The sequence below is a fragment of the Streptomyces sp. NRRL F-2664 genome, assembly GCF_000719345.1.
Classification (GTDB): domain Bacteria; phylum Actinomycetota; class Actinomycetes; order Streptomycetales; family Streptomycetaceae; genus Streptomyces.
Genome location: NZ_JOFX01000004.1, coordinates 112116 through 138269 on the forward strand (window position 1 = coordinate 112116; position 26154 = coordinate 138269).

Genomic DNA, 26154 nt, shown 5'->3' on the forward strand with positions numbered 1-26154 from the left:
GGGCACCCAGCGCTTCGGCCTGTCAACCTCCGGCTACCGTGAGGGACGCCACCCGCCGCCGCGGGCACGCCCCCCGCCAGCGGTTGCTACTCACCCGTAGGTGTCGCCGGGTCCGGTGCTCCCCGGAGCCCGCCAGGGCCCGTACCCCTTCGGGCGTCCGCCCGGGCCCTGCACCTTGAGGAGACGGACCGTGCCCTGTCCCAGTTCCGCGTTCAGCCGCGCCACCAGCTGCGGGGCCAGCAGCTTCAGCTGAGCCGCCCACGCCGAGGAGTCGCACCGCACGACCAGCTCACGGTTCTCGTACCGCTGCGGTTCACAGTGCGCCGCGATCTCCGGTCCGACGATCTGCGGCCAGCGCTCCATCACGCCCGCCACCGCCATCGGCATCTCCCAGCCGCGCTCGGTGCGCAGCCGGTCCAGCGCCGCCATCAGCGGCATCGGGTCCCGGCCGTCCGCGCGTGCGCCGGACCGCAGCCCCGGCTGCGGCTGTCGCTTGCGGCCGGCCGCCGCGTTGCCCCGGGCCCGCGCCTGCTCCCGCGCCGCCGCGAGGGCCTGCCGGGCCAGGTCCACCCCGGAGGCCTCGGGGGCCCTGCGGCCCGACCGGGGGTCCGCGCCGTGCTGCGGGTCGTTGCTGCGCTGCGGGTCCTTGCCGTACTGCGCGTCCTTGCCGTGCTCGTTCACAACCGGGTCACCTCACCGCCGGACACCCCGAACCGCGCTCCCACCAGGACGCCCGGGACGTCGTCGTCCACCGCCGCCGTCACGAGCACCTGCTCGCCCGGCGCCACCAGCTCCGCCAGCCGCTCCCGGCGCCGCGCGTCCAGTTCCGCGAAGACGTCGTCCAGGATCAGCACCGGCTCGCCGCCCTCCGAGCGCAACAGCTCGTAGGAGGCCAGCCGCAGCGCCAGCGCGTACGACCAGGACTCGCCGTGGCTCGCGTACCCCTTGGCCGGCAGCTCCCCCAGCCGCAGCAGCACGTCGTCACGGTGCGGGCCGACCAGGGTCACCCCGCGCTCGATCTCCTGCTTGCGCACCTCGCCCAGGGCGGCCAGGAGCACCTCGTACAGGGCCTCCCGGGTGCGCGCCGCGCCGCTGTCGACCGACTCGCCGGCCGAGCACTTGTACGCCAGCCCCAGCGGGCCGCCGCCGGGCGCGAGCTGCTCGTACGCCTTGTCCGCCAGCGGCAGCAGCGTCGCGATCAGGTCGAGGCGCTGTGCCAGCAGCTCCGCGCCCGCCCGCGCCAGGTGCTGGTCCCACACGTCCAGGGTGGACAGGTCCATCGAGCGGCCGCCGTGGCGGCGGGCCATCGCCGCGGACTTCAGCAGGGTGTTGCGCTGCTTGAGCACGCGCTCGTAGTCCGAGCGGACCCCGGCCATCCGCGGCGAGCGCGCCGTGACCAGCTCGTCGAGGAACTTGCGCCGCTCACCGGGGTCGCCCTTGACCAGGGCCAGGTCCTCCGGCGCGAACAGCACCGTCCGGACGATCCCCAGCACGTCCCGCGGCCTGACCTGCGAGGACCGGTTGATCCTGGCCCGGTTCGCGCGGCCGGGGTTCAGCTCCAGCTCGACCAGCTGCCGACGCTCGCCCTGGACGACCGCGGCGCGGACGACCGCCCGGTCCGCGCCCATCCGTACGAGCGGGGCGTCCGAGGAGACGCGGTGGCTGCCGAGCGTCGCCAGATAGCCGATCGCCTCGACGAGATTGGTCTTGCCCTGGCCGTTGGGACCCACGAAAGCGGTGACGCCCGGGTCGAGGGGAACCTCGGCCCGGGCGTACGAGCGGAAGTCGGCCAATGAGAGATGCGAGACATGCATACGGCGCCGACCTCCCCCGGCTTCCCACTGCTCTTGGTGCTGTGCTGCTGGACTGCTACTTCTTCTCGACCGCGTGGCCGCCGAACTGGTTGCGCAGCGCCGCGATCATCTTCATCTGCGGGGAGTCGTCCTGGCGCGAGGCGAACCGTGCGAACAGCGACGCCGTGATCGCGGGCAGCGGCACGGCGTTGTCGATCGCCGCCTCCACCGTCCAGCGGCCCTCGCCCGAGTCCTGCGCGAAGCCGCGCAGCTGCTCCAGGTGCTCGTCCTCGTCGAGGGCGTTCACGGCCAGGTCCAGCAGCCAGGAGCGGATGACGGTGCCCTCCTGCCAGGAGCGGAAGACCTCGCGGACGTCGGTGACCGAGTCCACCTTCTCCAGGAGCTCCCAGCCCTCGGCGTAGGCCTGCATCATGGCGTACTCGATGCCGTTGTGGACCATCTTGGCGAAGTGGCCCGCGCCGACCTTGCCGGCGTGCACGGCGCCGAAGTCGCCCTCGGGCTTGAGGGCGTCGAAGATCGGCTGGACCCGTGCGACGTGGTCCTTCTCGCCGCCGTACATCAGCGCGTAGCCGTTCTCCAGGCCCCACACGCCGCCGGAGACCCCGCAGTCGACGAAGCCGATGCCCTTCGCCGCCAGCTCCGCGGCGTGCTTCTCGTCGTCCGTCCAGCGGGAGTTGCCGCCGTCGACGACGATGTCGCCGATGGAGAGCAGCTCGGCCAGCTCGTCGACGGTGGACTGCGTCGCCGCACCGGCGGGGACCATCACCCACACGACGCGGGGGGCCTGCAGGCTGTCCACAAGTTCCCGCAGGCTGTGGACGTCCGCAAGGTCCGGGTTGCGGTCGTATCCGATGACGGTGTGGCCTGCGCGGCGGATGCGCTCGCGCATGTTGCCGCCCATCTTGCCGAGACCGACGAGACCAAGCTCCATCAGGTGGTTCCTTAAGCGTTGTGGCCGTCTTTGCCGGGGCTGCCCCGGCCGTGTCCCCGCGGGACGCGCGGGGCCGCCCGCCGGATCCGAGCCTACGCCGGGCCGCGGCGGCGGGCGCCGCGGGCGCTCCCGGGCGGCCGGTGCGGCTTTCCGGTTTCCCGGAGCCTGCCCGGACTGTGGACGGCGTCGGGCCCGGCCCCCGCAGCAGCGTGCGGGACCGGGCCCGACGCCGGGCTGCAGGGGGGGTCAGCCGGACAGGCGCACCGGCATGATCAGGTACTTGTAGGCCTCGTCGGCCTCCGCGTCGATCGCGGGGCGGCCGCTGAGCAGTGCCGGCTTGGTCGAGGTGGTGAAGCTGAGCTGGGCCACCGGGGAGGCGATCGCGCTCAGGCCGTCCAGCAGGAAGGTCGGGTTGAAGGCGATCGAGATGTCGTCGCCGTCGAGCTGGGCGTCGACCCTTTCCACAGCCTGTGCATCGTCGGAGGAGCCGGCCTCCAGGATCAGCACGCCCTTCTCGAAGCTGAGGCGCACCGGGGTGTTGCGCTCGGCCACCAGGGCCACGCGCTTGACGGCCTCGACGAAGGGCGCGGTCTCGATCACGGCGACGGAGTTGAACTCGGTCGGGAAGAGCGTGCGGTACTTCGGCAGGTCGCCCTCGAGGAGCCGGGTGGTGGTACGGCGGCCGGCGCCCTCGAAACCGATCAGGCCCTCACCCGCGCCGGAGCCCGACAGCGCCAGGGTCACGGTGTCACCGCTGGTCAGCGAGTTGGCGATCTCCTGGAGCGTCTTGGCGGGCACCAGGGCCACGGCGGACGCGTCCGGGTTCTCCGGCTTCCACAGGAACTCGCGGACCGCGAAGCGGTAGCGGTCGGTGGAGGCCAGGGTGACGCGGTCGCCCTCGATCTCGATGCGGACGCCGGTCAGGACGGGCAGCGTGTCGTCGCGGCCCGCGGCGGTGGCGACCTGCTTGGCGGCGGCGGCGAAGACCTCGCCGGGCACGGTGCCCGTGGCGGTCGGCATCTGCGGCAGCGCCGGGTACTCCTCCACAGGCAGGGTGTGGAGTGTGAACCGGGAGGAGCCGCAGACCACGGTCGCCCGTACACCGTCTGTGGAAATCTCCACCGGGCGGTTGGGGAGGGCGCGGCAGATGTCGGCGAGCAGCCGGCCGGAGACCAGGACGGTGCCGTCCTCCTCGACGTCCGCCTCGACGGAAACGCGGGCCGAGACCTCGTAGTCGAAGCCGGAGAGGCTCAGGGTGCCTTCCTCGGCCTTGAGCAGCAGCCCCGCGAGGACGGGCACCGGCGGCCGGGCCGGGAGGCTGCGGGCCGCCCAGGCCACCGCCTCCGCGAGTACGTCGCGCTCCACCCGGATCTTCACCGGAACCGCCTCCTGCTGTTGCTCGCTCGTCTGCCGGCCTTCGTCGTCGGCCCGTCGATGCCTCGACCGATGCCGGGGACCAGTCTGACGTACGGCACCGACACTCGGTGCGGCCGGCGGTCAAGTCGGGAGCGGGGCGGCGGGACGGACGACCGACGAGTTGTGCACAGGACCTGCTTGAAAACCGAAACCGGCCTAACTCTCCATGGGGGTAGTAGTAGGGCCTGTGGAAACGGTGGATAACTCGGTCCTCGCAGGTCAGCCCGCGTTTTTTATCCACCGGCCCTGTGGGTGGAGGCGGTGGACAACCCGGTGTCCCTGTGGAGAACAAAAAGTTCTGCACAGGCTGTCCCCAGGTACCCCTGATTACTCCACAGGTGTGTCCCCAGCTTTCCCCCGGTACTCCACAGCCCAAACGTCTACATCCGTGTGACGCCTTTCACTCCGGGCGGTGAGAGGAGGTGGCGGGTTGCCGAACAGTGGACAAGGGTGTGGAGAAGTCTGCAGAAGCTGTGCACAGCATGCGGGAACCTGTGGGTCGGCGGTGGACAACCACGTGGACAGGGCTGTGGGCGACATGGTTGTCCACAGGCTGTGGATGACGCTTGCGCACAAATCCACAGGGTGTTGACCAGGCCTGATGGTTCCTCAACAGCCGCCCCTGTGGACAGATTGTGGGTGACGCGGGCGGTCCCCAGGGTGTGGACGGAAGAAAGTCGCCGAATCTGTGGATGAGTTGCTCCGCGGGGGGCGTATTCGAACAGGTCAGGGGCGCACGAACGACGAAGGGCGCCCCCGTTGTGGACCGGGAGCGCCCTCTGGAGGGGTGGGGAAGGGTGCCTGTCAGCCGTTCTTGATGCGGTTGGTGAGCTCGGTGACCTGGTTGTAGATGGACCGCCGCTCCGCCATCAGAGCGCGGATCTTGCGGTCCGCGTGCATGACCGTGGTGTGGTCGCGGCCGCCGAACTGCGCCCCGATCTTCGGCAGTGACAGGTCGGTGAGCTCCCTGCACAGGTACATGGCGATCTGCCGCGCGGTGACCAGGACCCGGCTGCGCGAAGACCCGCACAGGTCGTCGACCGTCAGGCCGAAGTAGTCCGCGGTGGCCGCCATGATGTCGGTGGCCGTGATCTCCGGTGCGCTGTCCTCGCCGCCGGGGATCAGGTTCTTGAGGACGTCCTCGGTGAGGCCGAGGTCGACGGGCTGGCGGTTGAGGCTCGCGAAGGCCGTGACCCGGATCAGCGCCCCCTCCAGCTCGCGGATGTTGCGCGAAATGCGGGAGGCGATGAACTCCAGTACCTCCGGCGGGGCGTTGAGCTGCTCCTGCACTGCCTTCTTGCGCAGGATCGCGATGCGGGTCTCCAGCTCCGGGGGCTGGACGTCCGTGATCAGGCCCCACTCGAAGCGGTTGCGGAGCCGGTCCTCCAGGGTGACGAGCTGCTTGGGCGGCCGGTCGGAGGAGAGGACGATCTGCTTGTTGGCGTTGTGGAGCGTGTTGAAGGTGTGGAAGAACTCCTCCTGCGTCGACTCCTTGCTCGCAAGGAACTGGATGTCGTCGACGAGCAGGATGTCCATCTCGCGGTAGCGCTTGCGGAACGCATCGCCCTTGCCGTCGCGGATCGAGTTGATGAACTCGTTGGTGAACTCCTCGGAGCTCACGTACCGCACGCGGGTGCCGGGGTAGAGGCTGCGTGCGTAGTGCCCGATGGCGTGCAGCAGGTGCGTCTTGCCGAGGCCCGACTCCCCGTAGATGAAGAGGGGGTTGTAGGCCTTCGCGGGCGCTTCGGCCACGGCCACCGCGGCCGCGTGCGCGAAGCGGTTGGACGCGCCGATGACGAAGGTGTCGAAGAGGTACTTGGGGTTCAGGCGGGCGGTCGGCTCCAGCGGACCCGAGGTCGAGCCGCCGGACGGGGCCGGGGGCGCCGCCGGCCGGCCGGGCGCCTGCCGGGACGCAGGCTGCTCGTAGGACTGCTGCTCGTACGCGGGCTTCTCGTACTGATGGGGTTGGTGGGGCTGGTGCGACGGCTGCTGCTCGTACCCGCTCTGCTCGTACTGCTGCTGGTCGAAGGACCCCTGCTCGAAGGAGCCCTGTTCGTACTGCTGCTGTTCGTAGCCCGAGGGCTCGGCCTGCTGGAGGTAGCCCGGCTGCGGGGAGGCGTAGGGGTCGCGCTCGGGGAAGCCGCCCAGGCGCGGCTGCTGCCAGCCATAGTCGTCCTGCTGTCCGCCGCGCGGCCACGCGCCGGGCTCGGAGCGCGGCTGCTGGTAGTCCGGATAGGCCGGGCGGGCCGTGGGGAGCTGGTCGTCCGCGGGGCCGCCGCCGCCCGGGCGCTGGCCGCCGTACGACTCGTAGCCGCCGGGCTGCTGGACGGGCGGGGCGGCGGGCTCGCCGGCGGAGTCGTCCACGGTGATGGCGATCCGGATGGGGCGGCCGCACTCACGGCTGAGCGCGTCGCTGATCAGCGGGGCGAGACGGCCTTCGAGGACCCGCTTGCCCCATTCATTGGGGACGGCGAGCAGGGCGGTGTCGGCGACGAGTGCCAGGGGCTGGCACCGCTCGACCCACTGCTTGTCCTTGGGCTCGACACCCGGCTGTCCCTCCCCGAGGAGCTTCTCGAGCACCCTTGGCCACACTGCGGCAAGATCGGCAGGTACGTCAGCCACAGAGCACGCTCTCTCACAGGGGTCCCACGAATGTGTGGTTCTTTGGGACGGTCGGGACAAAAAATCCGGGATCAGACAACGGTAGTCAGGCCGGAGCCTGCGGTTCAAGTCGTTGTCCACAGCCTGTGCACAGTGCGGGGCCGTGCAGGCTCGGTTTGACCGGATGGCGTAGCCGCGCGTACCGTAACGAGGTCGAGTTGTCGATGGCTGCTGCCGCCTGCCTACCGATGGGCGAAGGTCACTGATAGTGATCATTTAGCGGTGCCACTCGGGCGAACACGCGAGTTTCCTCGTGGGCGCACGGTGACAGCCAGGCGATGTCCCGCCACAACGATTCATTCTCTGGAGCCCCCGAGTGAGCAAGCGCACCTTCCAGCCGAACAACCGCCGTCGCGCCAAGACCCACGGCTTCCGCCTGCGGATGCGTACCCGTGCCGGTCGCGCGATCCTCGCGAACCGTCGTTCCAAGGGCCGCGCCGCCCTTTCCGCGTAACAGCGCGCAGGTCGTGACGTCGTGCTGTCTCCCGAGAATCGGCTGAGGCGGCGCGAGGACTTCGCGAGCGCGGTACGTCGAGGACGCCGGGCCGGTCGCCCACTCCTCGTCGTCCACCTACGTACAAGCGGTGCAACGGACCCGCACGAGTCGGGGGATGTCGATCCCTCGTCGCGTGCGGGTTTCGTCGTCAGCAAGGCCGTCGGCAACGCGGTCATACGGAACCGGGTGAAGCGCCGCCTTCGCCACCTGGTGCGCGAGCGGCTGTCGCAGCTGCCCGCCGGTAGCCTGGTGGTGGTACGAGCGTTGCCCGGAGCGGGTGATGCCGGCCCCGAGGAACTGGCCCGGGACCTGGATGCCGCTCTGGGGCGGCTCCTGGGAGGCGTGGCTCGATGAAGTACCCGCTGCTCGCTTTGATCAAGCTGTACCAGTGGACGATCAGTCCGCTGCTCGGGCCGGTGTGCCGCTACTACCCTTCGTGTTCGCACTACGGGTACACGGCCATCGACCGGCATGGTGCGGTGAAGGGGACAGCGCTGACCGCCTGGCGGATCCTGCGGTGCAATCCGTGGTCCCCGGGCGGTGTGGACCATGTCCCACCCCGTAAACGCCCGCGTTGGCACGAGCAGCTGCGCAGTGCGTTGCGTAGATCTCGCAATGCTCAAGGAGCCTGATTAGTGGACACGATTGCCAGTCTGTTCAGCTTTATCACCACACCCGTCTCGTGGATCATCGTCCAGTTCCACTCGCTGTACGGAGCGATCTTCGGAGCGGACAGCGGGTGGGCCTGGGGCCTGTCCATCGTGTCCCTGGTGATCTTGATCCGTATCTGCCTGATCCCGCTCTTCGTGAAGCAGATCAAGGCGACGCGCGGTATGCAGGCGCTCCAGCCGAAGATGAAGGCGATCCAGGAGCGCTACAAGAACGACAAGCAGCGTCAGTCCGAAGAGATGATGAAGCTGTACAAGGAGACGGGTACCAACCCGCTCTCCTCGTGCCTTCCCATCCTGGCGCAGTCCCCGTTCTTCTTCGCGCTGTACCACGTGCTGGCGAACATCGCCGATGGCAAGACCATTGGCGTCCTGAACCAGCAGCTCGTCGACAGCGCCCGCGAAGCGAAGATCTTCGGTGCGCCGATCGCCGCCAAGTTCATGGACAGCTCCGAGAAGGTCGCCGCACTCGGCGCCTCGCTGACGGACGTCCGGATCGTCACCGCGGTCATGATCGTCCTGATGTCGCTGTCCCAGTTCTACACCCAGCGTCAGCTGATGCAGAAGAACGTCGACCTCTCGGTCAAGACGCCCTTCATGCAGCAGCAGAAGATGCTGATGTACATCTTCCCGGTGATCTTCGCGGTCATGGGTATCAACTTCCCCGTCGGTGTCCTCGTCTACTGGCTGACCACCAACGTCTGGACCATGGGTCAGCAGATGTACGTGATCAACCAGAACCCCACGCCGGGCAGCAAGGCGCAGGACCAGTACCTGACGCGGCTGCTCAAGCACGCCACCTCGCACGGTGAGGTCAAGGGCCGGGGCAAGAAGAAGATCGTCGCCGCCATCGTGGCCAAGGGCGCGGACCGCAACGACAACGAGCGGAAGTTCATCGCGGCCCTGTCGAAGCAGGGCCTGGCCGCTCAGGCGGACGGTTCCGTGATCAAGAGCATCGAGGCGACGGCGGACTCGGATGCGGCGAGCGGCGGTGCCCCGAAGCGGCAGCAGCCCAAGCGGCAGACGAAGTCGCAGCGCCAGACGCCCAGCAAGCCCTCTTCCAAGAAGTAAGAAGGAGTCCCTCCCGTGACGGAAGGCACCACCACCGCCGCCGCTGAGAGTGGCGACACCCTGACCCGCCTTGAGCAGGAGGGTGAGATCGCGGCCGACTACCTGGAGGGTCTGCTCGACATCGCAGACCTGGACGGCGACATCGACATGGACGTCGAGGCCGACCGTGCCGCGGTGTCGATCGTCAGTGACTCCGCCAGCCGCGATCTGCAGAAGCTCGTGGGCCGCGACGGAGAAGTCCTGGAAGCCCTGCAGGAGCTGACCCGCCTGGCTGTCCACCGGGAGACCGGGGACCGCAGCCGGCTGATGCTCGACATCGCCGGGTTCCGCGCGAAGAAGCGTGAGGAGCTGGCGGCTCTGGGCGCCCAGGCGGCGGCGGACGTGAAGGCGTCCGGTGAGCCGCTGAAGCTGGCCCCGATGACCCCGTTCGAGCGCAAGGTCGTCCACGACGCCGTGGCGGCCGCCGGTCTGCGGAGCGAGTCCGAGGGCGAGGAGCCGCAGCGCTTCGTCGTTGTGCTCCCGGCCTGATCACCGGCATGAGTGTTCGGCCCCGTCTGTGTCGCAGGCGGGGCCGATGTTTGTCAGCCTGGCATGTGAACGACGCGGCATCTTGAATATGTGGTCCTCAGGATCACGAGGTACGGAAGGACGGTCCCCGTGACGGAGGCAGCTGAGCTTCCCGAGGCGCCCGAAGAGGCGCGCGCGGTGTTCGGTGAATATTTCCCGGAAGCTGTGCGGTATGCGGAGCTGCTCGCGGACGCGGGAGTCAAGCGCGGCCTGATCGGGCCGCGCGAGGTACCGCGGCTGTGGGAGCGGCACCTGCTGAACTGCGCCGTGCTGTCGGAGGTGGTGCCTCAGGGTGTCACCGTGTGCGATGTGGGCTCCGGCGCCGGTTTGCCCGGCATCCCGCTGGCCCTGGTCCGGCGGGACCTCAAGATCACACTGCTGGAGCCCCTGTTGCGGCGGACGACTTTTCTCCAGGAGGCGGTGGAGCTGCTGGGGCTCGACCACGTCACGGTGGTGCGCGGGCGGGCCGAAGAGGTCCTGGGCAAGCTCCAGCCGGTACACGTGGTGACAGCACGGGCGGTGGCTCCCCTGGACCGGCTGGCCGGCTGGGGTGTTCCCCTGCTGCGCCCGTACGGGGAGATGCTGGCGCTCAAGGGAGACACCGCCGAGGACGAGCTGGTCTCGGCGAAGACGGCGCTGACGAAGCTCGGCGTGGTGAAGACCTCGGTGCTGCAGGTCGGTGAGGGTCTGGTGGACCCTCTGTCGACGGTGGTCCGGGTCGAGGTCGGGGAGAGCCCCGGCGGGGTGAGGTTCGCGGCCAAGCGGGCTAAGGCGGCGCGGGTCGGCCGGTCGCGCCGACGTCGTTGATTCGGTGGCCGTGTGGGGCCCATACGGAGAGTTCGTCTGCTTTGGGCCCTATAGGTATGCATTTCGGAGTGTCGGAGAGGCCTGAAGACTCCGTCCGGGCATCGTGTTTCACGTGAAACGTCGCTCTCTGCTGCACGGAATCATCAGCCGCGGTCGTGCGGCTGCGTCCCCTCTCCAGCGCAAGGACGCGAGGGGGACGGAGTTGTCCACATCGGTGGATTCATCCACAGGAGTACGGGCCCCGCTGGTTCGCGACCCCAGTGACATGGCAGGCTCTGTTCATCGCGAGCCTGATGTCGAGGAGAGTGACACCGTGCGGTCCGACGCCAACCTCGCGGGGCCGATGGCCGACCCGGTCCCCGGTCCCCGCTCTGAAGCGGTGGGAGACGATGTTTCACGTGAAACATCGCCCCCACCCCTCGTGGACAACGAGACTCCTATCGGCCGATCCGCCCAGCTGGCGGTGGAGGCGATGGGGCGCTCCGGTGCGGTCATGCCGCGGCCCGAGCAGACCCGTGTCATTGTGGTGGCCAACCAGAAGGGCGGCGTGGGCAAGACCACGACGACCGTGAACCTGGCGGCGTCGCTGGCTCTGAACGGGGCGCGGGTGCTGGTGGTCGACCTCGACCCGCAGGGCAACGCGTCCACCGCTCTGGGCATCGACCACCATGCCGACGTGCCGTCCATCTACCACGTGCTCGTGGACAGCCGGCCGCTCCTGGAGGTCGTCCAGCCGGTCGTGGACGTGGAGGGGCTCTTCTGCGCCCCGGCCACGATCGATCTGGCGGGCGCCGAGATCGAGCTGGTGTCGCTGGTCGCGAGGGAGAGCCGGCTCCAGCGGGCGATCCAGGCCTACGACCAGCCTCTCGACTACATCCTGATCGACTGCCCGCCCTCGCTCGGACTGCTGACGGTGAACGCCCTGGTGGCGGGTGCCGAGGTGCTGATTCCGATCCAGTGCGAGTACTACGCGCTGGAGGGCCTGGGCCAGCTGCTGCGCAACGTCGATCTGGTGCGGGCCCACCTCAACCCGTCCCTGCACGTGTCGACCATCCTGCTGACCATGTACGACGGCAGGACCCGACTGGCCTCGCAGGTGGCTGAGGAGGTGCGCAGCCACTTCGGCAAGGAGGTGCTGCGCACGAGCATCCCCCGGTCGGTGCGCATTTCCGAAGCACCGAGCTACGGGCAGACGGTGCTCACGTATGACCCGGGTTCCAGCGGTTCCCTCTCCTATCTGGAGGCGGCGCGAGAGATCGCGTATCGGGGGGTCGGTATGCAGTACGAGTCGCAGCACGCCCACCTGGGCGCGGGCATGAACAGCACGCAGAGTATGGCGGAGGGGATCCAGTGAGTGAGCGACGTAGAGGGCTGGGACGGGGGCTCGCTGCACTGATCCCGCAGGCTCCGCAGGAGAAGACGCTGCCGGCAAGCAGCGCCGGTTCCACCTCGCCGACGGTGGTACCGGACCTGCCGTCCGAGCGTGGGGTCGCGGCGGCGAAGCTCGCGGCGCTGGCGCAGGCCGATGTTTCACGTGAAACATCGATGTCCGTCGTGCTGGTCGAGGAGCCGACAGCACCGCGAGAGCCGGAGCGCGAGACCGAGCCGGCGGCGAACGCGGCGGCGGGAGCGACGTTCGCAGAGCTTCCGATGGACGCGATCACGCCGAATCCGCGGCAGCCGCGCGAGGTGTTCGACGAGGACGCGCTCGCCGAGCTCGTGACCTCCATCCAGGAGGTGGGGCTGCTCCAGCCGGTCGTCGTGCGCCAGTCGGCACCCGGCCGATACGAGCTCATCATGGGTGAGCGCCGCTGGCGTGCCTGCCGCGAGGCCGGGCTGGAGGCCATTCCGGCGATCATCCGCGCTACGGACGACGAGAAGCTACTGCTGGACGCCCTGCTGGAGAATCTGCACCGGGCGCAGCTCAACCCGCTGGAAGAGGCCGCGGCCTACGACCAGCTGCTCCAGGACTTCAACTGCACGCACGACCAGCTGGCCGACCGGATCGGCCGTTCCCGGCCCCAGGTGTCGAACACGCTGCGCCTGCTGAAGCTGTCGCCGCCGGTGCAGCGCCGGGTGGCCGCCGGGGTGCTCTCCGCCGGACACGCGCGGGCGCTGCTCTCGGTGGAGGACTCCGCGGAACAGGACCGGCTGGCCCACCGCATCGTGGCCGAGGGCCTGTCGGTGCGTGCGGTCGAGGAGATCGTGACGCTGATGGCGTCGGAGCCTTCGAGCACGGTCAAGCCGAAGGGTCCGCGTGCCGGAGCCCGGGTGTCTCCGGCGCTCAGTGAGCTGGCGACGCGGCTGTCGGACCGGTTCGAGACGCGGGTGAAGGTGGATCTGGGCCAGAAGAAGGGCAAGATCACCGTCGAGTTCGCTTCGATGGAGGACCTGGAGCGCATCCTGGGCACGCTGGCCCCGGGCGAGGGCCGGGTGCTGGACCAAGGCGTCGCCGGGGAGTGATCCCCTGCTGGGCGAGGGGCGGACCACCGGTGTGAACCGGTGGTCCGCCCCTTCGCTTTGCTGTCGAAGAACGATGGACCAGTGGATACGATGCCGTCATGGGTCGTCGGTTGGTACCGCTCACGCTGGACAACCTCCAGGATCTGCCCCGACGTTGCCGGTCCTGCGTTTTCTGGGAACTGGACCCGGTCAGCGGTGAGGCCGCCGTGAAGGCGGGCACTTCGGCCACGGAGAAGGAGGCGTGGATCTCCGCCGTCCTGCTGGAGTGGGGGTCCTGCGGCCGCGTGGTGTACGTGGACGATGTCCCGGTGGGCTTCGTGCTGTACGCGCCACCTGCCTACGTACCCCGATCGACAGCCTTCCCGACGAGTCCGGTCTCGCCGGACGCCGTCCAGCTGATCACCGCGTGGATCATGCCTGGCTACCAGGGGCAGGGTTTGGGCCGGGTCATGGTGCAGACGGTGGCCAAGGATCTGCTGCGCCGGGGTTTCCGGGCGATCGAGGCGTTCGGGGACGCGCGGTGGGAAGGGCCGGCCTGCCTGCTGCCGGCGGACCATCTCCTGGCGGTGGGCTTCAAGACCGTGCGCCCGCATCCGGCGCACCCGCGGCTGCGGCTGGAGCTGAGGTCGACCCTGTCCTGGAAGGAAGACGTCGAGCTGGCGCTGGACCGTCTGTTGGGCGGGGCGCGCAAGGAACCGGCGCTTCGACCGCTCTGAAGACGGAACGTGAAACGGGCCCGCCCCTCGAAGGGGCGGGCCCGTTCCCGTCGAACATGGCCTTCGTCAGGCCGTCTTGACCTCGACGAAGTCGGAGAGGTCGCGCAGGATGGCGGCCTTCGGCTTCGCGCCGACGATCGTCTTGGCGACCTCGCCGCCCTGGTAGACGTTCAGCGTCGGGATGGACATGACGCCGTACTTGGCGGCCGTGGCCGGGTTCTCGTCGATGTTGAGCTTGACGATCTCGATCTGGTCGCCGTACTCGGCGGCGATGGCCTCCAGGGACGGCGCGATCTGGCGGCACGGTCCGCACCAGGCGGCCCAGAAGTCCACCAGTACGGGCTTGTCGCTCCTGAGGACCTCGGCGTCGAAGTCGGCGTCGGTCACGTTCTTGAGGGTGCCGGCCACAGCGGCCTCCTTGTTCTTCCTGCGGGTGGGGTGTGGGGCTGGTGCGGGTCGGGTCGGTCAGACCGCGGCGTGGGCCGCCTTCTCGGCGTCCGCAAGGGCGGCGAGGAATCGCTCGGCGTCGAGAGCGGCCGAGCAGCCGGTGCCGGCGGCGGTGATGGCCTGACGGTAGGTGTGGTCCACGACGTCGCCGGCGCCGAACACACCGGTGACGCTGGTGCGGGTGGAGGGGGCGTCGACCTTGAGGTAGCCCTCGTCGTCGAGGTCCAGCTGGTCCTTGAACAGCTCGGTGCGCGGGTCGTGGCCGACGGCGATGAACAGGCCGGTCACGGGCAGTGCGGAGGTCTCACCGGTCTTGGTGTTGCGCAGGGTGAGACCGGAGAGCTTCTGCTCGCCGTGGATCTCGGCGACCTCGCTGTCCCAGGCGAACTTGATCTTCGGGTCGGCGAAGGCGCGGTCCTGCATGGCCTTGGAGGCGCGCAGAGTGTCCCGGCGGTGGACGATCGTGACGGACTTGGCGAACCGGGAGAGGAAGGTGGCCTCCTCGATCGCGGTGTCACCCCCGCCGACGACGGCGATGTCGTGGTCCTTGAAGAAGAAGCCGTCGCAGGTGGCGCACCAGGAGACACCGCGTCCGGAGAGCGCGTCCTCGTTCGGCAGGCCGAGCTTGCGGTGCTGCGAGCCGGTGGTGACGATGACGGCCTTGGCGCGGTGCACCGTGCCGGCGGTGTCGGTCACGGTCTTGATCTCACCGGTGAGGTCCACCGACACAATGTCGTCCGGGACCAGCTCGGCCCCGAAACGCTCGGCCTGGGCCCGCATGTTGTCCATGAGGTCCGGACCCATGATGCCGTCCTGGAAGCCGGGGAAGTTCTCCACGTCGGTGGTGTTCATCAGAGCGCCACCGGCGGTGACGGCACCTTCGAAGACCAGCGGCTTGAGCGAAGCGCGTGCGGTGTACAGGGCGGCGGTGTAACCGGCCGGCCCGGAGCCGATGATGATCACGTTTCGAACGTCGCTCACGGGTTTCTTCCTCGTCTCTGCGGACTGCGTGCTGCCTACCGGGGGCCGGTCGGGACTCTCACCCCACCCAACGGATCCTACGGCGCCTGCATTCCCCACCCGTCGCACGGCGGTCCGGAACCGTCAGCTTCGGGGGAAGGTGTTCTCCAGCAGGACCTTCCCCGGGGTGGCCGAGCCGGTGCTCTCGCACGCCGTGTCGACGAGGTAGGCGTCCACCCGTGCGGCATCGCCCGGGTGCGGCAGGACCAGGAGATGTACGGCCGTTCCCTGGAAACGGCCGCGCTCCGCAGCGAGTGGCGTCTCCGACCGGCCGGTTGCCTCCTGGACGCAGGCGGGGACCTCGGAGGCCACCCGCCGGTCGCCGGGAGCGGCGCCGGGAGCGCTGGGACTCTCGTCCATTCCGAGGGTGTTGTTCTGTGCACCGGGGTCGGTCTCGGCCGTCGTTCCCGGAGCGATGAGTCGCTGGACGGCGCCCTGGAGGCCCTGCGCGGTGTAGGTGCCGGAGGGTGCACCGACGGATGGATGGGCGGCTGCGTCCGACGCCGCGCTGTTGGGGTGGGGGGTGCCGGAGAAGTCGACGAAGAGGAAGAGGCCCAGGGCGCAGGCGGCGGCCCCGGCGAGGCCGCCGAGCACCGCGATCCGGCGGCGGGCGCGGCGCCGCCCGGGACCGGTTGGGCCACTCGGGTGACCGGAAGGCGATGTTTCACGTGAAACATCGCGGTGGGTGGCGCGGGGCCGTGCGGACGGTTCGGTCTCGTCCCGTGGCTGGGTCGCGTCGAGGAGTGCCTCGGCGGCGAGGGCCGCGTCGATCCGGCCCGCGATGTCCCCGGGCATGCGAGCGGGCCCGGGGAGGGTGCCCAGCAGCCCCCGGATCTCTGCCAGGGAGGCACGGACGTCGGCGCACAGCGCGCAGTCGTCGAGGTGTCGGCGGATCTCCGCGCTGCGGGCCGGGGAGAGCAGGCCTTCGGTGAGGTCGGAGATCTCCGAGACGTCCGGGTGCCGGATCGTGCCGGGCGTGCCGGTCGCAGGGCTCACGGTCGTCCACCTCCGCCCTTCACAGCGTCTGGGTCTGGTTGCCTGGGGCCTGTCGCTGGTGGGACGGGCGGGCCCGGCGTCCGGTTCCTTCCCCGCTCGGTACTGCTGTTATCCCCGGCATTCGTGCGCAGATGAGTGAGGAGCGGCAGCAGTTTGGCCCGGCCGCGCGCACACCGGCTTTTCACGGTGCCGGTGGGCACGTCGAGGATGTCGGCGGCCTCGGCCACGGGGTATCCCTGCATGTCGACCAGGACCAGCGCGGCCCGCTGCTCCTCCGGGAGGGTCCGGAGGGCGGCCAGGAGCTGGCGGTGGAGGTCCTGGCGCTCCGCGGGTGCCTCGGCGGACTCGTGGGGCTCCAGGAGCCGCTCCAGGCGCTCCGTGTCATCGATCGGCGCGGTCCTGCGCGAGGCGGCCTTGCGGGCCCGGTCGAGGCAGGCGTTGACGGTGATCCGGTGCAGCCATGTGGTGACGGCGGACTCCCCGCGGAAGGTCCGCGCGGCCCGGTAGGCGGAGACCAGGGCATCCTGCACGGCGTCCGCGGCCTCCTCCCGGTCCCCGAGCGTGCGCAGCGCCACGGCCCACAACCGATCGCGATGGCGCCGCACCAGCTCCCCGAAGGCATCGGGATCACCACCGACGTGCCGGGCCAGGAGCTCCTGGTCGCTGGCACCCTCGGCTTTCGCGTCGTTCAACGGTGAGCCCCTCCCGGTCGTGCGGTCAGCCCGAGAACTTCACGTCCGTGATCGCCTGCTTGTACCCGGAACCGCTGAAGTCGTCGGCCGGCGCGTGCGGCATGGCGGTGATCCACACGAGTACGTACCGAGTGGTGACCGGCTTCTCGGCGGTCAGCTGAAGGCTGGTATCCGAGGTGGTGGTCTGGGCGATCTTCACCATGGAGTCCACGGACCCCTTGGGGGACTTGGCGTCGGTGGCGTACATCGTCAGCGTGGTGCGCGCACCGCCGTACTTCAGCGCTATCGAGGCTGCGCTGACATCCTGCTCGGACCCGAGGTCGTAGACGATGCCCAGGCCGTCCTTGATCTTCACTTCGGGTCCGTCGATGTAGCTCTTGGTCCGCCAGTAGGAGGAGGCATCCGTGTCGTACGTCTTCTCGACGTCCTCGGCATTCTGCGGCTTGCCGTCAGGGGCGTACTCCTGAGCACCAGTGATCTTGAGCGGGGTCGGCTCCTTCTTCTCCCCGCTGTCATCGGTGCCGGGCTTGGTGTTGTTGCTGGTGCCGCTGTTGCCCTTCTGGGTGCCGCGTTCCAGGAGGGTGTCGGCCAGCTGCCAGCTGCCCAGACCGAGGGCGGCGATCAGCAGGGCGGCGACGCCCCACTTGAGCGCACGGCCGGTACGGCTCTGCAGGGGCGGCGGCGGAGGCGCCACGGGCAGGCTCTGCACGGTGGTCACGCCGGGCGGCGTGGTCCGGCCGTAGCTGCCCTGCTGGTAGGTGGTGTGCTGGTACTCCGGAGGGGCGGTGAAGGCGGGCTCCGGCGGCCGGATGCGCGGCATCGCGGCCACGGCCTTGGAGAGCTCCTCCGGGGTGGTGCAGGGCGGTTCCTGCCGGGAGGCGGTGGCCCCGTCGTTCGCGAGTGCCCGCATGGCGAGTTCGCCCAGGCCGCGGTGGACCCCGGCGCGGACCTGGTCGGGGGCGATCAGACCGACCCCCTTGGGCAGACCGGTGAGGCCGTACGCGTCGCTCTCGTAGGGCCAGCGCTGCGTCAGCGCGGCGTACAGCAGCGCGCCGATGGCTTCGGTGTCGGCGCGCTGGGGGGTATCGCTCGTGATGCCGCGCAGCGCGGCGTTCACGGCGAGTCCGCGGATGCGCCACTGGCCGGTGGACGTCCGCAGTATCGCGCTGGGCGTCAGCCGCAGGTGCGCGAGGCCCTCGCGGTGCGCGGCGGCCATCGCCTGGGAGACCTGGCTGACGAGCTGGTAGGCCTCGTGGGCCTCCAGCGGGCCCATGGCGAGGAGGGCGGTGAGTTCGGTTGCGTCGGGCAGCCACTCGTGGACGACGTAGACGAGGTCGTTCTCCTCCACGGCATCGAGCACTTGGACGAACCGCGGGTCGCCGAGGAGGGCGGAGGAGCGGGCGGCGGCCAGGACGGAGCGCGCCCGGGAGTGGTCCGCGGGCATGAGGTGCACGCCCACGGCCCGGCGCAGCTTCTCGTCCATCGCGCGCCAACTGCTGAAACCGTCCACACGGGTGACGCACTCTTCCAGCCGGTACCGTCTGGCGAGCTTGTGACCGCTGTGGAGTTCGGGTGCGGCCGTGGAGGCCGGGTGCGTGCGTTCGCCGTCCTTGTCGGGCATGGGTCCGTCCGCGGCTCGTCCGTTCTGGGTGTCCACCCCGTCGGACGTGGCCCGTGCCGCCTGAGCGGCAGACGGCTCGTCGCCGTCGTTGTCGGCCACGTCGACGGCAGCCGTGCTACGTTCCGCCACCGTCGTTCCTGCCTCCCCATCCGTTGCGCGCTGTAGGCCAGTCTGCGAAGCCATGCCAATTGTGCCCACAGTCCGACGCTATGCACGACACACGAAAGGGGGCGACGGTTGTGCGCATCAGCGCCCCAAACGTCCGCGGACCATCCCGACCATCGCGTTGAGCTCCTCGATCCGCATCCGCTTGGCGGCGAGGAGGAAGACGGCCGCCAGGGCGGTTCCGCCGGCGAGCAGGGCCGTGGCGGAACCGAGAACTCCGCTGCCCAGCCACTGGGTGACGGCGAAGGCAGCCGCTCCTGCCACGGCCGCCGCGGGCACGCAGGCGCCCGTGAGACGGGCGTAGGTACGCATCACGTGGGCGCCGTCGAGGTCGCCGCCGAGCCTGGTGCGCAGTCGGCGCCAGGCCACGCCGACACCGACGGCGTAGCCGAGACCGTACGAGGCGGCCATGCCGACGACCGCCCAGCGCGCGGGCAGCACGAAGAAGGAGATCGCCGAGCCTGCCGCGTTGACGGCGGCGACGATGACGGTGTTGTAGAAGGGCGTGCGGGTGTCCTCGTAGGCGTAGAAGCCGCGCAGGACGACGTACTGGACGGAGTACGGGACGAGTCCGAGGCCGAAGGCCATCAGGACGTAGCCGATGTTCTGGGCGCCGGAGCCGGAGCCGGCGTAGAGCAGGGTGGCCATCGGGACGCCGAGCGCGAGGAACGCGAAGGCGCAGGGCACGATCGCGACGGCCGAGGTGCGCAGACCGTAGGAGATGTCGTCGCGGACCGCGGCGGCGTCGCCGTCGTGGGCGGAGCGGGAGATGCGGGGCAGGACGGCCGTCATGACGGAGACGGTGATGATCGCCTGCGGCATCTGCCAGAGCAGCAGCGCGTAGTTGTAGGCGGTGATACCGGTACCGGGGTGGCCCTGCTTCTCGGCGACCGCACCGGCCCAGGTGGCGAGCTGGGTGACGATGACGAGGCCGATCTGGTTGGCGAGGACGAAGAAGAACGTCCACTTGGCCAGGCGGGCGGCCTTGCCGAGGCCGTGGCCCTTCCAGTCGAAGCGCAGGCGCGGCGTGAAGCCGGCGTCACGCAGGTACGGGAGCATCGCGAGGGCCTGGACGGTCAGGCCGAGCAGGGTGCCCAGACCCAGCAGGCGGACGCCTTCCGGGGTGACGGTGGCGGCATTGACGCCCGAGGTGGTGAAACCTCCGAAGGCCCAGATGAAGGCGCCGAAGGTGGCGATGACCACGATGTTGTTGAGGACCGGGGTCCACATCATCGCGCCGAAGCGGCCGCGGGCGTTCAGGATCTGACCGAGCACCACGTGGACGCCCATGAAGAACATGGTGGGCAGGCAGTAGCGGGCGAACGCGACGGCCACGTCCATCTGCTGCGGGTCGGAGGCGATCTTCGGCGACATCATCGTGATGAACACCGGTGCTGCCAGCACGCAGATGGTGGTGATGCCGGCCAGCAGGACCACGACGAGGGTCAGCAGCCGGTTGGCGTACGCCTCTCCCCCGTCGTCGTCGTTCTTCATCGCGCGGACGAGCTGCGGGATGAAGACGGCGTTGAGGGCGCCGCCGCCGACCAGCACGTAGATCATCGTGGGCAGCGTGTTGGCGATCTGGTAGGTGTCGTTGAAGGTGCCGACGCCGATCGCCCCGGCGATGACCAGGGTTCTCAGGAAACCGGTGATGCGGGAGACGATCGTCCCCGCGGCCATGAGCGCGCTCGACTTGAGCAGGCCGGCGGCGCGTCCGGCCGGCTTGCTCGGCGCCGGGGCGGCGACGGGAACGTCTTCGGCGGGAGTGCGGGGTGCCGCCTCCTGGTCCCGGTAGAGGTGCGCGAAGGCATCCGGTGCGGGCTGCTCCTCAGCGGCCCGCGTGACGAGGGAGTCCACGCCCACGAACTCGGTGGTCGTGGCGCGGTCGCCGTACGGCAGGTGCCGGGAGGGGCCGTCCGGCTCGGGCGGCGGGGTCTGGGCCCAGACGCGCGGGTCGGGGGAGTACATGGGCTCGGACGGCGCCGCGTAGAGCGGGCCGGGCTCCTGGAAGGTGCCGGGGGGCGGCGGCGGGTGCGCGGCGCGGTCGTAGAGGACCTCGCCGACGGGGTCCTGGGCGGACAGGTCCTGGGACCGGTACGGGTCGTAGTCGTAGGCATCCTGGACATACGGGTCGTGTTCCGGCGCGGGCGCAGGCGCGGGAACCTGCCCGGGCACCGGGGCGCCCGGGGCAGTGCCCTGCGCGGGCGCAGGCCCGCCAGTGCCCTGCGCGCGGTCACCGTCGTACGGCGCGTTCATCGAAACCCCACCTCATCGTCCCCAGGCCGACCGGCCACGGCATCGCTCAACGGTCCACTGTCTCACTCGTGCCGGACCCCTCGGTGCTTTGCGGTTCGGTGTCCGGGGACTCGTCACTCGGCTGCGTGCTCTCTTCGGCAGCGGCGCGGGCCGCGACACGCTTGCGACTGGCGTACATCTTGATGCCCGCCAGGACCAGGAGGAGCACACCGCCGGCGATCACGAGCATCACGGTGGGAGTGATCTCGGTGGCCTCGACGGTGAACCGGCGTTCCTTGCCGTAGGGGATGCCGTCCTTGGTGAACAGCTGGGCGGTCACTTCGACGGGTCCGCTCGCGGTGGCGTTGGCGGGGAACTTGACCGTCTGCGTGTGGTCGCCCTGGACGGTGACCTGCTGTTCCGCCTGGCCGCTGCCGTTGAACATCAGGCGGGAGGGGTTGGCGGACTTCACCCGCAGGACCAGGTCGTGCACGTCCTGCACGAGGCTGTTCTGGACGCTGACGGGGATGGTGGCGCTGTGCCCGGACAGGGTGGCGTCGGACTTCGGGATGACCTTGACCTTCTCGGTGAGACCGATCAGGTACTCCTGGACCTGGTCCCGGTAGAGGCGGCCCTCGTCGGCGCGTCCGCGCCAGGAGGTCGACATCTCGCGGTTGACGGTGTTGCCGAAGGGGATCTCGACGCGGTCCGGTGCGGCGAGGATCACCTTGAAGCGGTCGAGCGTGGTCTGCGTGGTGCGGATCTTCTCGAAGGCCGAGACCGGGAGCTCCTGCTTGCGCAGGTCCTCGGGGTACTGGCCGGCCCCGGGCACCTGGGTCGTGGCGCCCGGGTCGGGCTTGGCGGCCGCGGCCGCCTCCAGGTCCGCCGGCTGCGTCCAGCGGGCTCCCTGGAGGCCGCGTATGGCGGCGGCCATCGTCTGGGCCTGGCTCACGGTGGGCATCCGCTGCGGAGCCACGACGAAGCTGCGCTGTTCGTCGGTCTTCTGCAGGGTGAGGGCGAGGCTGTGGGCGAGGAACCGCTGCACGGCGAGCGTCGAGTTCCCGGCGTTCAGCATGTCGCCCTCGAACGCGGTGGACAGCTCGGCGTCCGCCACGACGGCCGTGGTGCCCGCTCCGATGGGCCGGGCGGCCGAGGGGGTGTAGCCGAGGGCCCCGCTCTCCATGAGGCTGTCGCTGCGGGTCAGGACGTTGTGGGCACCGGCCGAGGTGGCGACGTTGACGATCGAGGGGTCGATGGCTCCGTCGACGGGCCAGGAGAAGTCGGTGGACGCGGGCACGTGCAGGACCGTCTCGACGGCCTGCTTCGCCTTGTCGGTGGCCGGGCGCAGCTGCCCCAGGGTGCCGGAGACGTCCTTGCCGTGGTGGGCGAGGGAGGCGAGGTCGGGGTCGCCGAAGGGCAGGGCGACGACCTTCTTGCCCTGGACGGCTGCCTCCAGGGAGTTCAGCCACTGCTCGGCCACGGCCTTCTTCTTGCCCTGGACGGTCTTTCCGTTCGCGGCGCGGACCCGGTAGCCCTTCGTCATCGCGTCGACCGTGTAGAGCAGGTCCGGATCGATGACCCAGGTGATCGGCAGGTCCTTGCCGAGGGTGACCATCTGCTCCAGGCGGCCGCCCGGCTGGAGCTCGTCGGCGAGGGAGTCGTCGAGGAACACGGGCGTCTGGAGCTCGTCGGAGCCGGTCTCGGCCGTGACGCGGGTGGTGGAGATCAGCGGCCAGGCGTAGGTGAGCTGGGAGCGCTTGGCGGCGGCCTCCGGCTGCCACGGCAGAAAGGTCCGCTTGATGCCCAGCACCTGCTCCGACGGCCGGCTGTCGGTGACTCCGGACAGCGAGACCCCGAGCTGGTAGACGCCGTCCTTGTCGAGTTCGAGCTTGTTGACCGGGACGGTGAGGGTGAAGTTCTGGGTGACCTTCGCCGGCAGCGAGGCGATCTTCACCGCGTACGCCGAGTCGATCTCGCCGGGGTCCGTTCCGGCCCGGAAGCCGTTGCGGTCCGCGGTCTCGTCGATGGAGGAGCGGTCCGTGAGCGCGGGTCCGACCCGCAGACCGACGTGGGCGTCGGTGATCGTCTCGGAGCCGGTGTTGATCACGGTGCCCTGGATGGTGAGGGTGTCGCCCTTCACCGGGGCGCTCGGCGCCATGGAGACGAGCTGGACGTCGACGGAGGAGGCCTGGACGGCCTCGGCCTCCGGGGCGGGGGCGTAGACGAGGCCGGCGAGCACGGGGGTCCCGGCGAGCAGGACGATCGCGCGCCGCAGCCATCGGCGCCGGACAGGGGCGGGGGAGGCCCCTTGGATGTCTGCCGCCTCGGCCACGCGCTAGCCCGTCCCTCGAAGTGTCAGTGGTCGTCTTTCGTGCGTCCACGAATGGTAACGAGGTGCGCTGTGTGCGAGTGCCGCCCCTTGCTCCACATGATCGGATCGACCCCGCTGCGGCGGCCGGCCGGGGTCGCCGATAAACGGGGCGGTCCCCGGCGAGCCGGGCACGTACCCTTTTCAGTTGTGCCGAACGCCAACGAAGACAACCCCAGTGCCCTGAGTCAGGTGCAGCGCCGCGCGGTCAGTGAACTGCTGCAGGTCGCTCCTGTCGCCGACGAGCTCGGCCGCCGGTTCCAGGAGGCGGGCTTCCGCCTGGCCCTGGTCGGCGGGTCCGTGCGCGATGCGCTGCTCGGGCGTCTCGGCAACGACCTCGACTTCACCACCGACGCCCGCCCCGAGGACGTGCTGAAGATCGTCCGCCCGTGGGCCGACTCGGTCTGGGACGTCGGCATCGCCTTCGGCACCGTCGGGGCCCAGAAGAACGCCCGCGCCGGCGACACCGTGCGGAGCTTCCAGATCGAGGTCACGACGTACCGCTCGGAGGCGTACGACCGGACGTCGCGCAAGCCGGAGGTGTCCTACGGCGACTCCATCGACGAGGACCTCGTGCGCCGTGACTTCACGGTCAACGCCATGGCCCTGGCCCTGCCCGAGCAGGAGTTCATCGACCCGCACGGCGGCCTGGAGGACTTGGCCGCCGGGGTGCTGCGCACCCCGGGGACCCCTGAGGACTCCTTCTCCGACGACCCGTTGCGGATGCTGCGGGCGGCGCGCTTCTCGGCGCAGCTGGATTTCGAGGTCGCCCCGGAGGTCGTGGCCGCGATGAAGGCGATGTCCGAGCGGATCGAGATCGTCTCCGCGGAGCGGGTCCAGGGCGAGCTGAACAAGCTGATCCTGTCCGCCAACCCCCGCCGGGGCCTGGGCCTGCTCGTGGACACCGGGCTGGCCGACCGGGTGCTGCCCGAGCTGCCGGCCCTGCGGCTGGAGAGTGACGAGCACCACCGGCACAAGGACGTCTACGACCACTCGCTGATCGTTCTGGAGCAGGCGATCGCGCTGGAGGAGGACGGGCCCGACCTCGTGCTGCGGCTGGCCGCCCTGTTGCACGACATCGGCAAGCCCCGCACTCGCCGCTTCGAGAGTGATGGCCGGGTCTCCTTCCACCACCACGAGGTGGTGGGCGCGAAGATGACCAAGAAGCGGCTGACCGCGCTGAAGTACTCCAACGAGATGATCAAGGACGTGTCCCGGCTGGTGGAGCTGCACCTGCGTTTCCACGGCTACGGTGACGGTGAGTGGACCGACTCCGCGGTACGGCGGTACGTCCGCGACGCGGGGCCGCTGCTGGACCGCCTGCACAAGCTGACGCGGTCCGACTGCACCACCCGCAACAAGCGGAAGGCCAATGCGCTCTCCCGGACCTACGACGCGCTGGAGGAGCGCATCGCGCAGCTCCAGGAGCAGGAGGAGCTGGACGCGATCCGGCCCGACCTGGACGGCAACGAGATCATGCGCATCCTGGACGTGGGCCCCGGGCCGGTGATCGGCAAGGCCTACGCCTTCCTGTTGGACCTGCGTCTGGAGCACGGCCCGATGGGGCACGACGCCGCGGTGGCCGCCCTCAAGGAGTGGTGGGCCTCTCAGCAGTGACCCGTGGCTGCCTGTGTTTCACGTGAAACATCGGTTCCCGCGGACCGGAGGACAGTCGATGTTTCACGTGAAACATCGACTGCGCCGGCCGAGCAGTGTCGCGGTCAGGGCGTAGAGGACGGATACGCAGACGAGTAGGACCACGGACTGCCCGTCGGCGGGGAGCATGAGGGCCGCCACCGCTGCTGCGCCGACGAAGGCCACGTTGAACAGCACGTCGTAGACGGAGAACACCCGCCCGCGGTAGGCGTCGTCCACTCGGGACTGCAGTTCGGTATCGGTAGAGATCTTGGCGCCCTGGGTGGCCAGACCGAGGACGAAGGCAGCGACCAGCATCGGGCCCGGCGCGAAGAACAGTCCGAGGGCCGGTACGAGGACGGCGGAGCCGGCGGCGCAGGCGGTGATCCATCCGAGGGTGCCCAGCCGCCCCACCATCCAGGGGGTGACGACGGCTGCTGTGAAGAACCCGGCGCCGGAGGCGCCGACCGCGATGCCCAGGAGGGCGAGTCCCTCGGCTTCGTTGTCCGACCAGGCGTAGCGGCAGAGCATCAGCAGCATGACGAACAGCGCTCCATAGCAGAACCGCATCATCGTCATCGCGGTGAGCGCCTCAGCCGCGCGGCGCCGGACGGCGAGGTGCCGGAGGCCTTCGGCCATGCCCCGCACCGTGAGGGCCACGCCTTCGGCCACCGAAGGATGGGCCTGCCCCGCGGAGTGGTCCGGGCCGAGCAACCCGACGGCCAAGCGCAGGGAGACCAGGGCCGCGCAGAGGTAGAGGCATGCTCCGAGCAGTACGACGAGGGCGTTGGAGCCGGAGGCGAGCAGCCGGACGAGGAAGGCCAACCCTCCGCCGGCGACGGCCGCGAGGGTCCCCGCGGTGGGCGAGAGCGCGTTCGCGGTGACCAGTTGTTCGGCGCCGACGACGCGGGGCAGGGAGGCGGCCAGGCCGGCCAGCACGAAGCGGTTGACCGCGGTCACGGACAGCGCAGAGGCGTAGAACAGCCAGTCGGGTACGTGTGCAACGATCAGCACGGCGGTGATGCAGGCGAGGAAGGCCCGCAGCAGGTTGCCGTAGAGGAAGACCTGGCGGCGGCGCCAGCGGTCGAGCAGCACCCCGGCGAAGGGACCGATCACCGAGTAGGGCAGCAGCAGTACCGCCATCGCCGAAGCAATGGCCGCGGGGGACGTTTGTTTTTCGGGGGAGAAGACGACATAGGTGGCGAGCGCGACCTGGTACACGCCGTCAGCCGCCTGGGAGAGCAGCCGTACGGCGAGCAGGTTGCGGAAATCCCTCAGGCGCAGGAGTACGCGCAGATCACGTACGACAGGCATGAGGGACAGGGTCACATACGCGGAGGGTCCCCGGGCACATTGCCCGGGGAC

The 26154-nt window shown here is 69.9% G+C and carries 23 protein-coding genes; 10 read left to right on the plus strand and 13 right to left on the minus strand.

Going from position 1 to position 26154, the window contains the following annotated elements; all coding sequences use genetic code 11:
• Nucleotides 1–90 precede the first annotated feature (90 nt).
• The 5 genes from IF89_RS0106405 to dnaA all read right to left on the minus strand — a co-directional run bounded on the left by IF89_RS0106405 (nucleotide 91) and on the right by dnaA (nucleotide 7038).
• Nucleotides 91–570 (minus strand): DUF721 domain-containing protein, encoded by a 480-nt coding sequence (locus IF89_RS0106405; RefSeq protein ID WP_051806859.1) that lies wholly within the window; start codon nucleotides 568–570, stop codon nucleotides 91–93.
• A gap of 107 nt (nucleotides 571–677) precedes the next feature.
• Nucleotides 678–1814, minus strand: a complete 1137-nt coding sequence (gene recF, locus IF89_RS0106410) for a DNA replication/repair protein RecF (protein ID WP_030762478.1) — start codon at nucleotides 1812–1814, stop codon at nucleotides 678–680.
• A gap of 55 nt (nucleotides 1815–1869) precedes the next feature.
• Nucleotides 1870–2745: a phosphogluconate dehydrogenase (NAD(+)-dependent, decarboxylating) gene (gene gnd / locus IF89_RS0106415; RefSeq protein ID WP_030762482.1), complete on the minus strand. Its 876-nt coding sequence runs from the start codon at nucleotides 2743–2745 to the stop codon at nucleotides 1870–1872.
• Nucleotides 2746–2991: 246 nt separating this feature from the next.
• Nucleotides 2992–4122 (minus strand): DNA polymerase III subunit beta, encoded by a 1131-nt coding sequence (dnaN, locus tag IF89_RS0106420; protein WP_030762485.1) that lies wholly within the window; start codon nucleotides 4120–4122, stop codon nucleotides 2992–2994.
• Between the two features lie 843 nt (nucleotides 4123–4965).
• On the minus strand, nucleotides 4966–7038 hold the full coding sequence (gene dnaA / locus IF89_RS0106425) for a chromosomal replication initiator protein DnaA (protein WP_234327677.1): 2073 nt from the start codon (nucleotides 7036–7038) through the stop codon (nucleotides 4966–4968).
• A 100-nt stretch (nucleotides 7039–7138) separates the two neighbouring features.
• Between dnaA and rpmH the strand changes: the two genes are divergently transcribed.
• From rpmH to IF89_RS0106460, 9 genes are all read left to right on the plus strand, one after another.
• Entirely contained in the window at nucleotides 7139–7276 is a 138-nt protein-coding gene (rpmH, locus tag IF89_RS0106430; RefSeq protein WP_018547628.1) for a 50S ribosomal protein L34, read from the plus strand.
• Between the two features lie 21 nt (nucleotides 7277–7297).
• Nucleotides 7298–7672 (plus strand): ribonuclease P protein component, encoded by a 375-nt coding sequence (gene rnpA, locus IF89_RS41850; RefSeq protein ID WP_078628126.1) that lies wholly within the window; start codon nucleotides 7298–7300, stop codon nucleotides 7670–7672.
• Nucleotides 7669–7950: a membrane protein insertion efficiency factor YidD gene (gene yidD / locus IF89_RS41855; RefSeq protein ID WP_076043740.1), complete on the plus strand. Its 282-nt coding sequence runs from the start codon at nucleotides 7669–7671 to the stop codon at nucleotides 7948–7950. Before rnpA ends, yidD begins: the two co-directional genes overlap by 4 nt.
• A gap of 3 nt (nucleotides 7951–7953) precedes the next feature.
• Nucleotides 7954–9057 carry a membrane protein insertase YidC gene (gene yidC, locus IF89_RS0106435; protein ID WP_030762493.1) on the plus strand — a complete coding sequence of 368 codons (1104 nt, stop codon included), beginning with the start codon at nucleotides 7954–7956 and terminating at the stop codon, nucleotides 9055–9057.
• A 15-nt stretch (nucleotides 9058–9072) separates the two neighbouring features.
• Nucleotides 9073–9585 (plus strand): protein jag, encoded by a 513-nt coding sequence (locus IF89_RS0106440; protein WP_030008408.1) that lies wholly within the window; start codon nucleotides 9073–9075, stop codon nucleotides 9583–9585.
• Nucleotides 9586–9714: 129 nt separating this feature from the next.
• A complete protein-coding gene (gene rsmG, locus IF89_RS0106445; protein WP_030762496.1) occupies nucleotides 9715–10431 on the plus strand; it encodes a 16S rRNA (guanine(527)-N(7))-methyltransferase RsmG in 717 nt (238 codons plus the stop codon).
• A 265-nt stretch (nucleotides 10432–10696) separates the two neighbouring features.
• A complete protein-coding gene (locus tag IF89_RS0106450) occupies nucleotides 10697–11785 on the plus strand; it encodes a ParA family protein (RefSeq protein ID WP_078628127.1) in 1089 nt (362 codons plus the stop codon).
• On the plus strand, nucleotides 11782–12894 hold the full coding sequence (locus IF89_RS0106455) for a ParB/RepB/Spo0J family partition protein (RefSeq protein WP_030762504.1): 1113 nt from the start codon (nucleotides 11782–11784) through the stop codon (nucleotides 12892–12894). Before IF89_RS0106450 ends, IF89_RS0106455 begins: the two co-directional genes overlap by 4 nt.
• Nucleotides 12895–12992: 98 nt before the next feature.
• Entirely contained in the window at nucleotides 12993–13610 is a 618-nt protein-coding gene (locus tag IF89_RS0106460) for a GNAT family N-acetyltransferase (RefSeq protein WP_030762506.1), read from the plus strand.
• 66 nt (nucleotides 13611–13676) lie between these two features.
• Here the strand turns inward: IF89_RS0106460 and trxA are convergent, their stop codons facing one another.
• The 7 genes from trxA to IF89_RS0106495 all read right to left on the minus strand — a co-directional run bounded on the left by trxA (nucleotide 13677) and on the right by IF89_RS0106495 (nucleotide 23118).
• Entirely contained in the window at nucleotides 13677–14018 is a 342-nt protein-coding gene (trxA, locus tag IF89_RS0106465; RefSeq protein ID WP_030025741.1) for a thioredoxin, read from the minus strand.
• A gap of 57 nt (nucleotides 14019–14075) precedes the next feature.
• Entirely contained in the window at nucleotides 14076–15038 is a 963-nt protein-coding gene (gene trxB, locus IF89_RS0106470) for a thioredoxin-disulfide reductase (RefSeq protein WP_030762508.1), read from the minus strand.
• A 123-nt stretch (nucleotides 15039–15161) separates the two neighbouring features.
• Nucleotides 15162–16073, minus strand: a complete 912-nt coding sequence (locus IF89_RS0106475; RefSeq protein ID WP_043193167.1) for a zf-HC2 domain-containing protein — start codon at nucleotides 16071–16073, stop codon at nucleotides 15162–15164.
• Nucleotides 16070–16765, minus strand: a complete 696-nt coding sequence (gene sigM, locus IF89_RS0106480; protein ID WP_030762514.1) for an RNA polymerase sigma factor SigM — start codon at nucleotides 16763–16765, stop codon at nucleotides 16070–16072. Before sigM ends, IF89_RS0106475 begins: the two co-directional genes overlap by 4 nt.
• Nucleotides 16766–16790: 25 nt before the next feature.
• Nucleotides 16791–18515, minus strand: coding sequence for a protein kinase family protein (locus IF89_RS0106485; RefSeq protein ID WP_030762517.1), 1725 nt, complete (start codon nucleotides 18513–18515; stop codon nucleotides 16791–16793).
• 117 nt (nucleotides 18516–18632) lie between these two features.
• Nucleotides 18633–20807, minus strand: coding sequence for a murein biosynthesis integral membrane protein MurJ (gene murJ, locus IF89_RS0106490; RefSeq protein WP_030762519.1), 2175 nt, complete (start codon nucleotides 20805–20807; stop codon nucleotides 18633–18635).
• Between the two features lie 46 nt (nucleotides 20808–20853).
• On the minus strand, nucleotides 20854–23118 hold the full coding sequence (locus IF89_RS0106495; protein WP_030762522.1) for a DUF6049 family protein: 2265 nt from the start codon (nucleotides 23116–23118) through the stop codon (nucleotides 20854–20856).
• A gap of 186 nt (nucleotides 23119–23304) precedes the next feature.
• Between IF89_RS0106495 and IF89_RS0106500 the strand changes: the two genes are divergently transcribed.
• Nucleotides 23305–24771: a CCA tRNA nucleotidyltransferase gene (locus IF89_RS0106500; protein ID WP_030762525.1), complete on the plus strand. Its 1467-nt coding sequence runs from the start codon at nucleotides 23305–23307 to the stop codon at nucleotides 24769–24771.
• Nucleotides 24772–24834: 63 nt separating this feature from the next.
• On the opposite strand, the gene IF89_RS0106505 is transcribed toward IF89_RS0106500, so the two are convergent.
• Nucleotides 24835–26103 carry an MFS transporter gene (locus IF89_RS0106505; protein WP_030762528.1) on the minus strand — a complete coding sequence of 423 codons (1269 nt, stop codon included), beginning with the start codon at nucleotides 26101–26103 and terminating at the stop codon, nucleotides 24835–24837.
• Between the last annotated feature and the right edge of the window lie 51 nt (nucleotides 26104–26154).

Excerpts from the sequence above, each read along its gene's own strand:
- murJ (WP_030762519.1), bottom strand. The coding sequence starts at position 20,807 with ATGAACGCGCCGTACGACGGTGACCGCGCGCAGGGCACTGGCGGGCCT.
- gnd (WP_030762482.1), bottom strand. The coding sequence starts at position 2,745 with ATGGAGCTTGGTCTCGTCGGTCTCGGCAAGATGGGCGGCAACATGCGC.
- IF89_RS0106450 (WP_078628127.1), top strand. The coding sequence starts at position 10,697 with ATGGCAGGCTCTGTTCATCGCGAGCCTGATGTCGAGGAGAGTGACACC.
- dnaA (WP_234327677.1), bottom strand. The coding sequence starts at position 7,038 with ATGATCACTATCAGTGACCTTCGCCCATCGGTAGGCAGGCGGCAGCAG.
- IF89_RS0106460 (WP_030762506.1), top strand. The coding sequence starts at position 12,993 with ATGGGTCGTCGGTTGGTACCGCTCACGCTGGACAACCTCCAGGATCTG.
- yidD (WP_076043740.1), top strand. The coding sequence starts at position 7,669 with ATGAAGTACCCGCTGCTCGCTTTGATCAAGCTGTACCAGTGGACGATC.
- recF (WP_030762478.1), bottom strand. The coding sequence starts at position 1,814 with ATGCATGTCTCGCATCTCTCATTGGCCGACTTCCGCTCGTACGCCCGG.
- IF89_RS0106505 (WP_030762528.1), bottom strand. The coding sequence starts at position 26,103 with ATGCCTGTCGTACGTGATCTGCGCGTACTCCTGCGCCTGAGGGATTTC.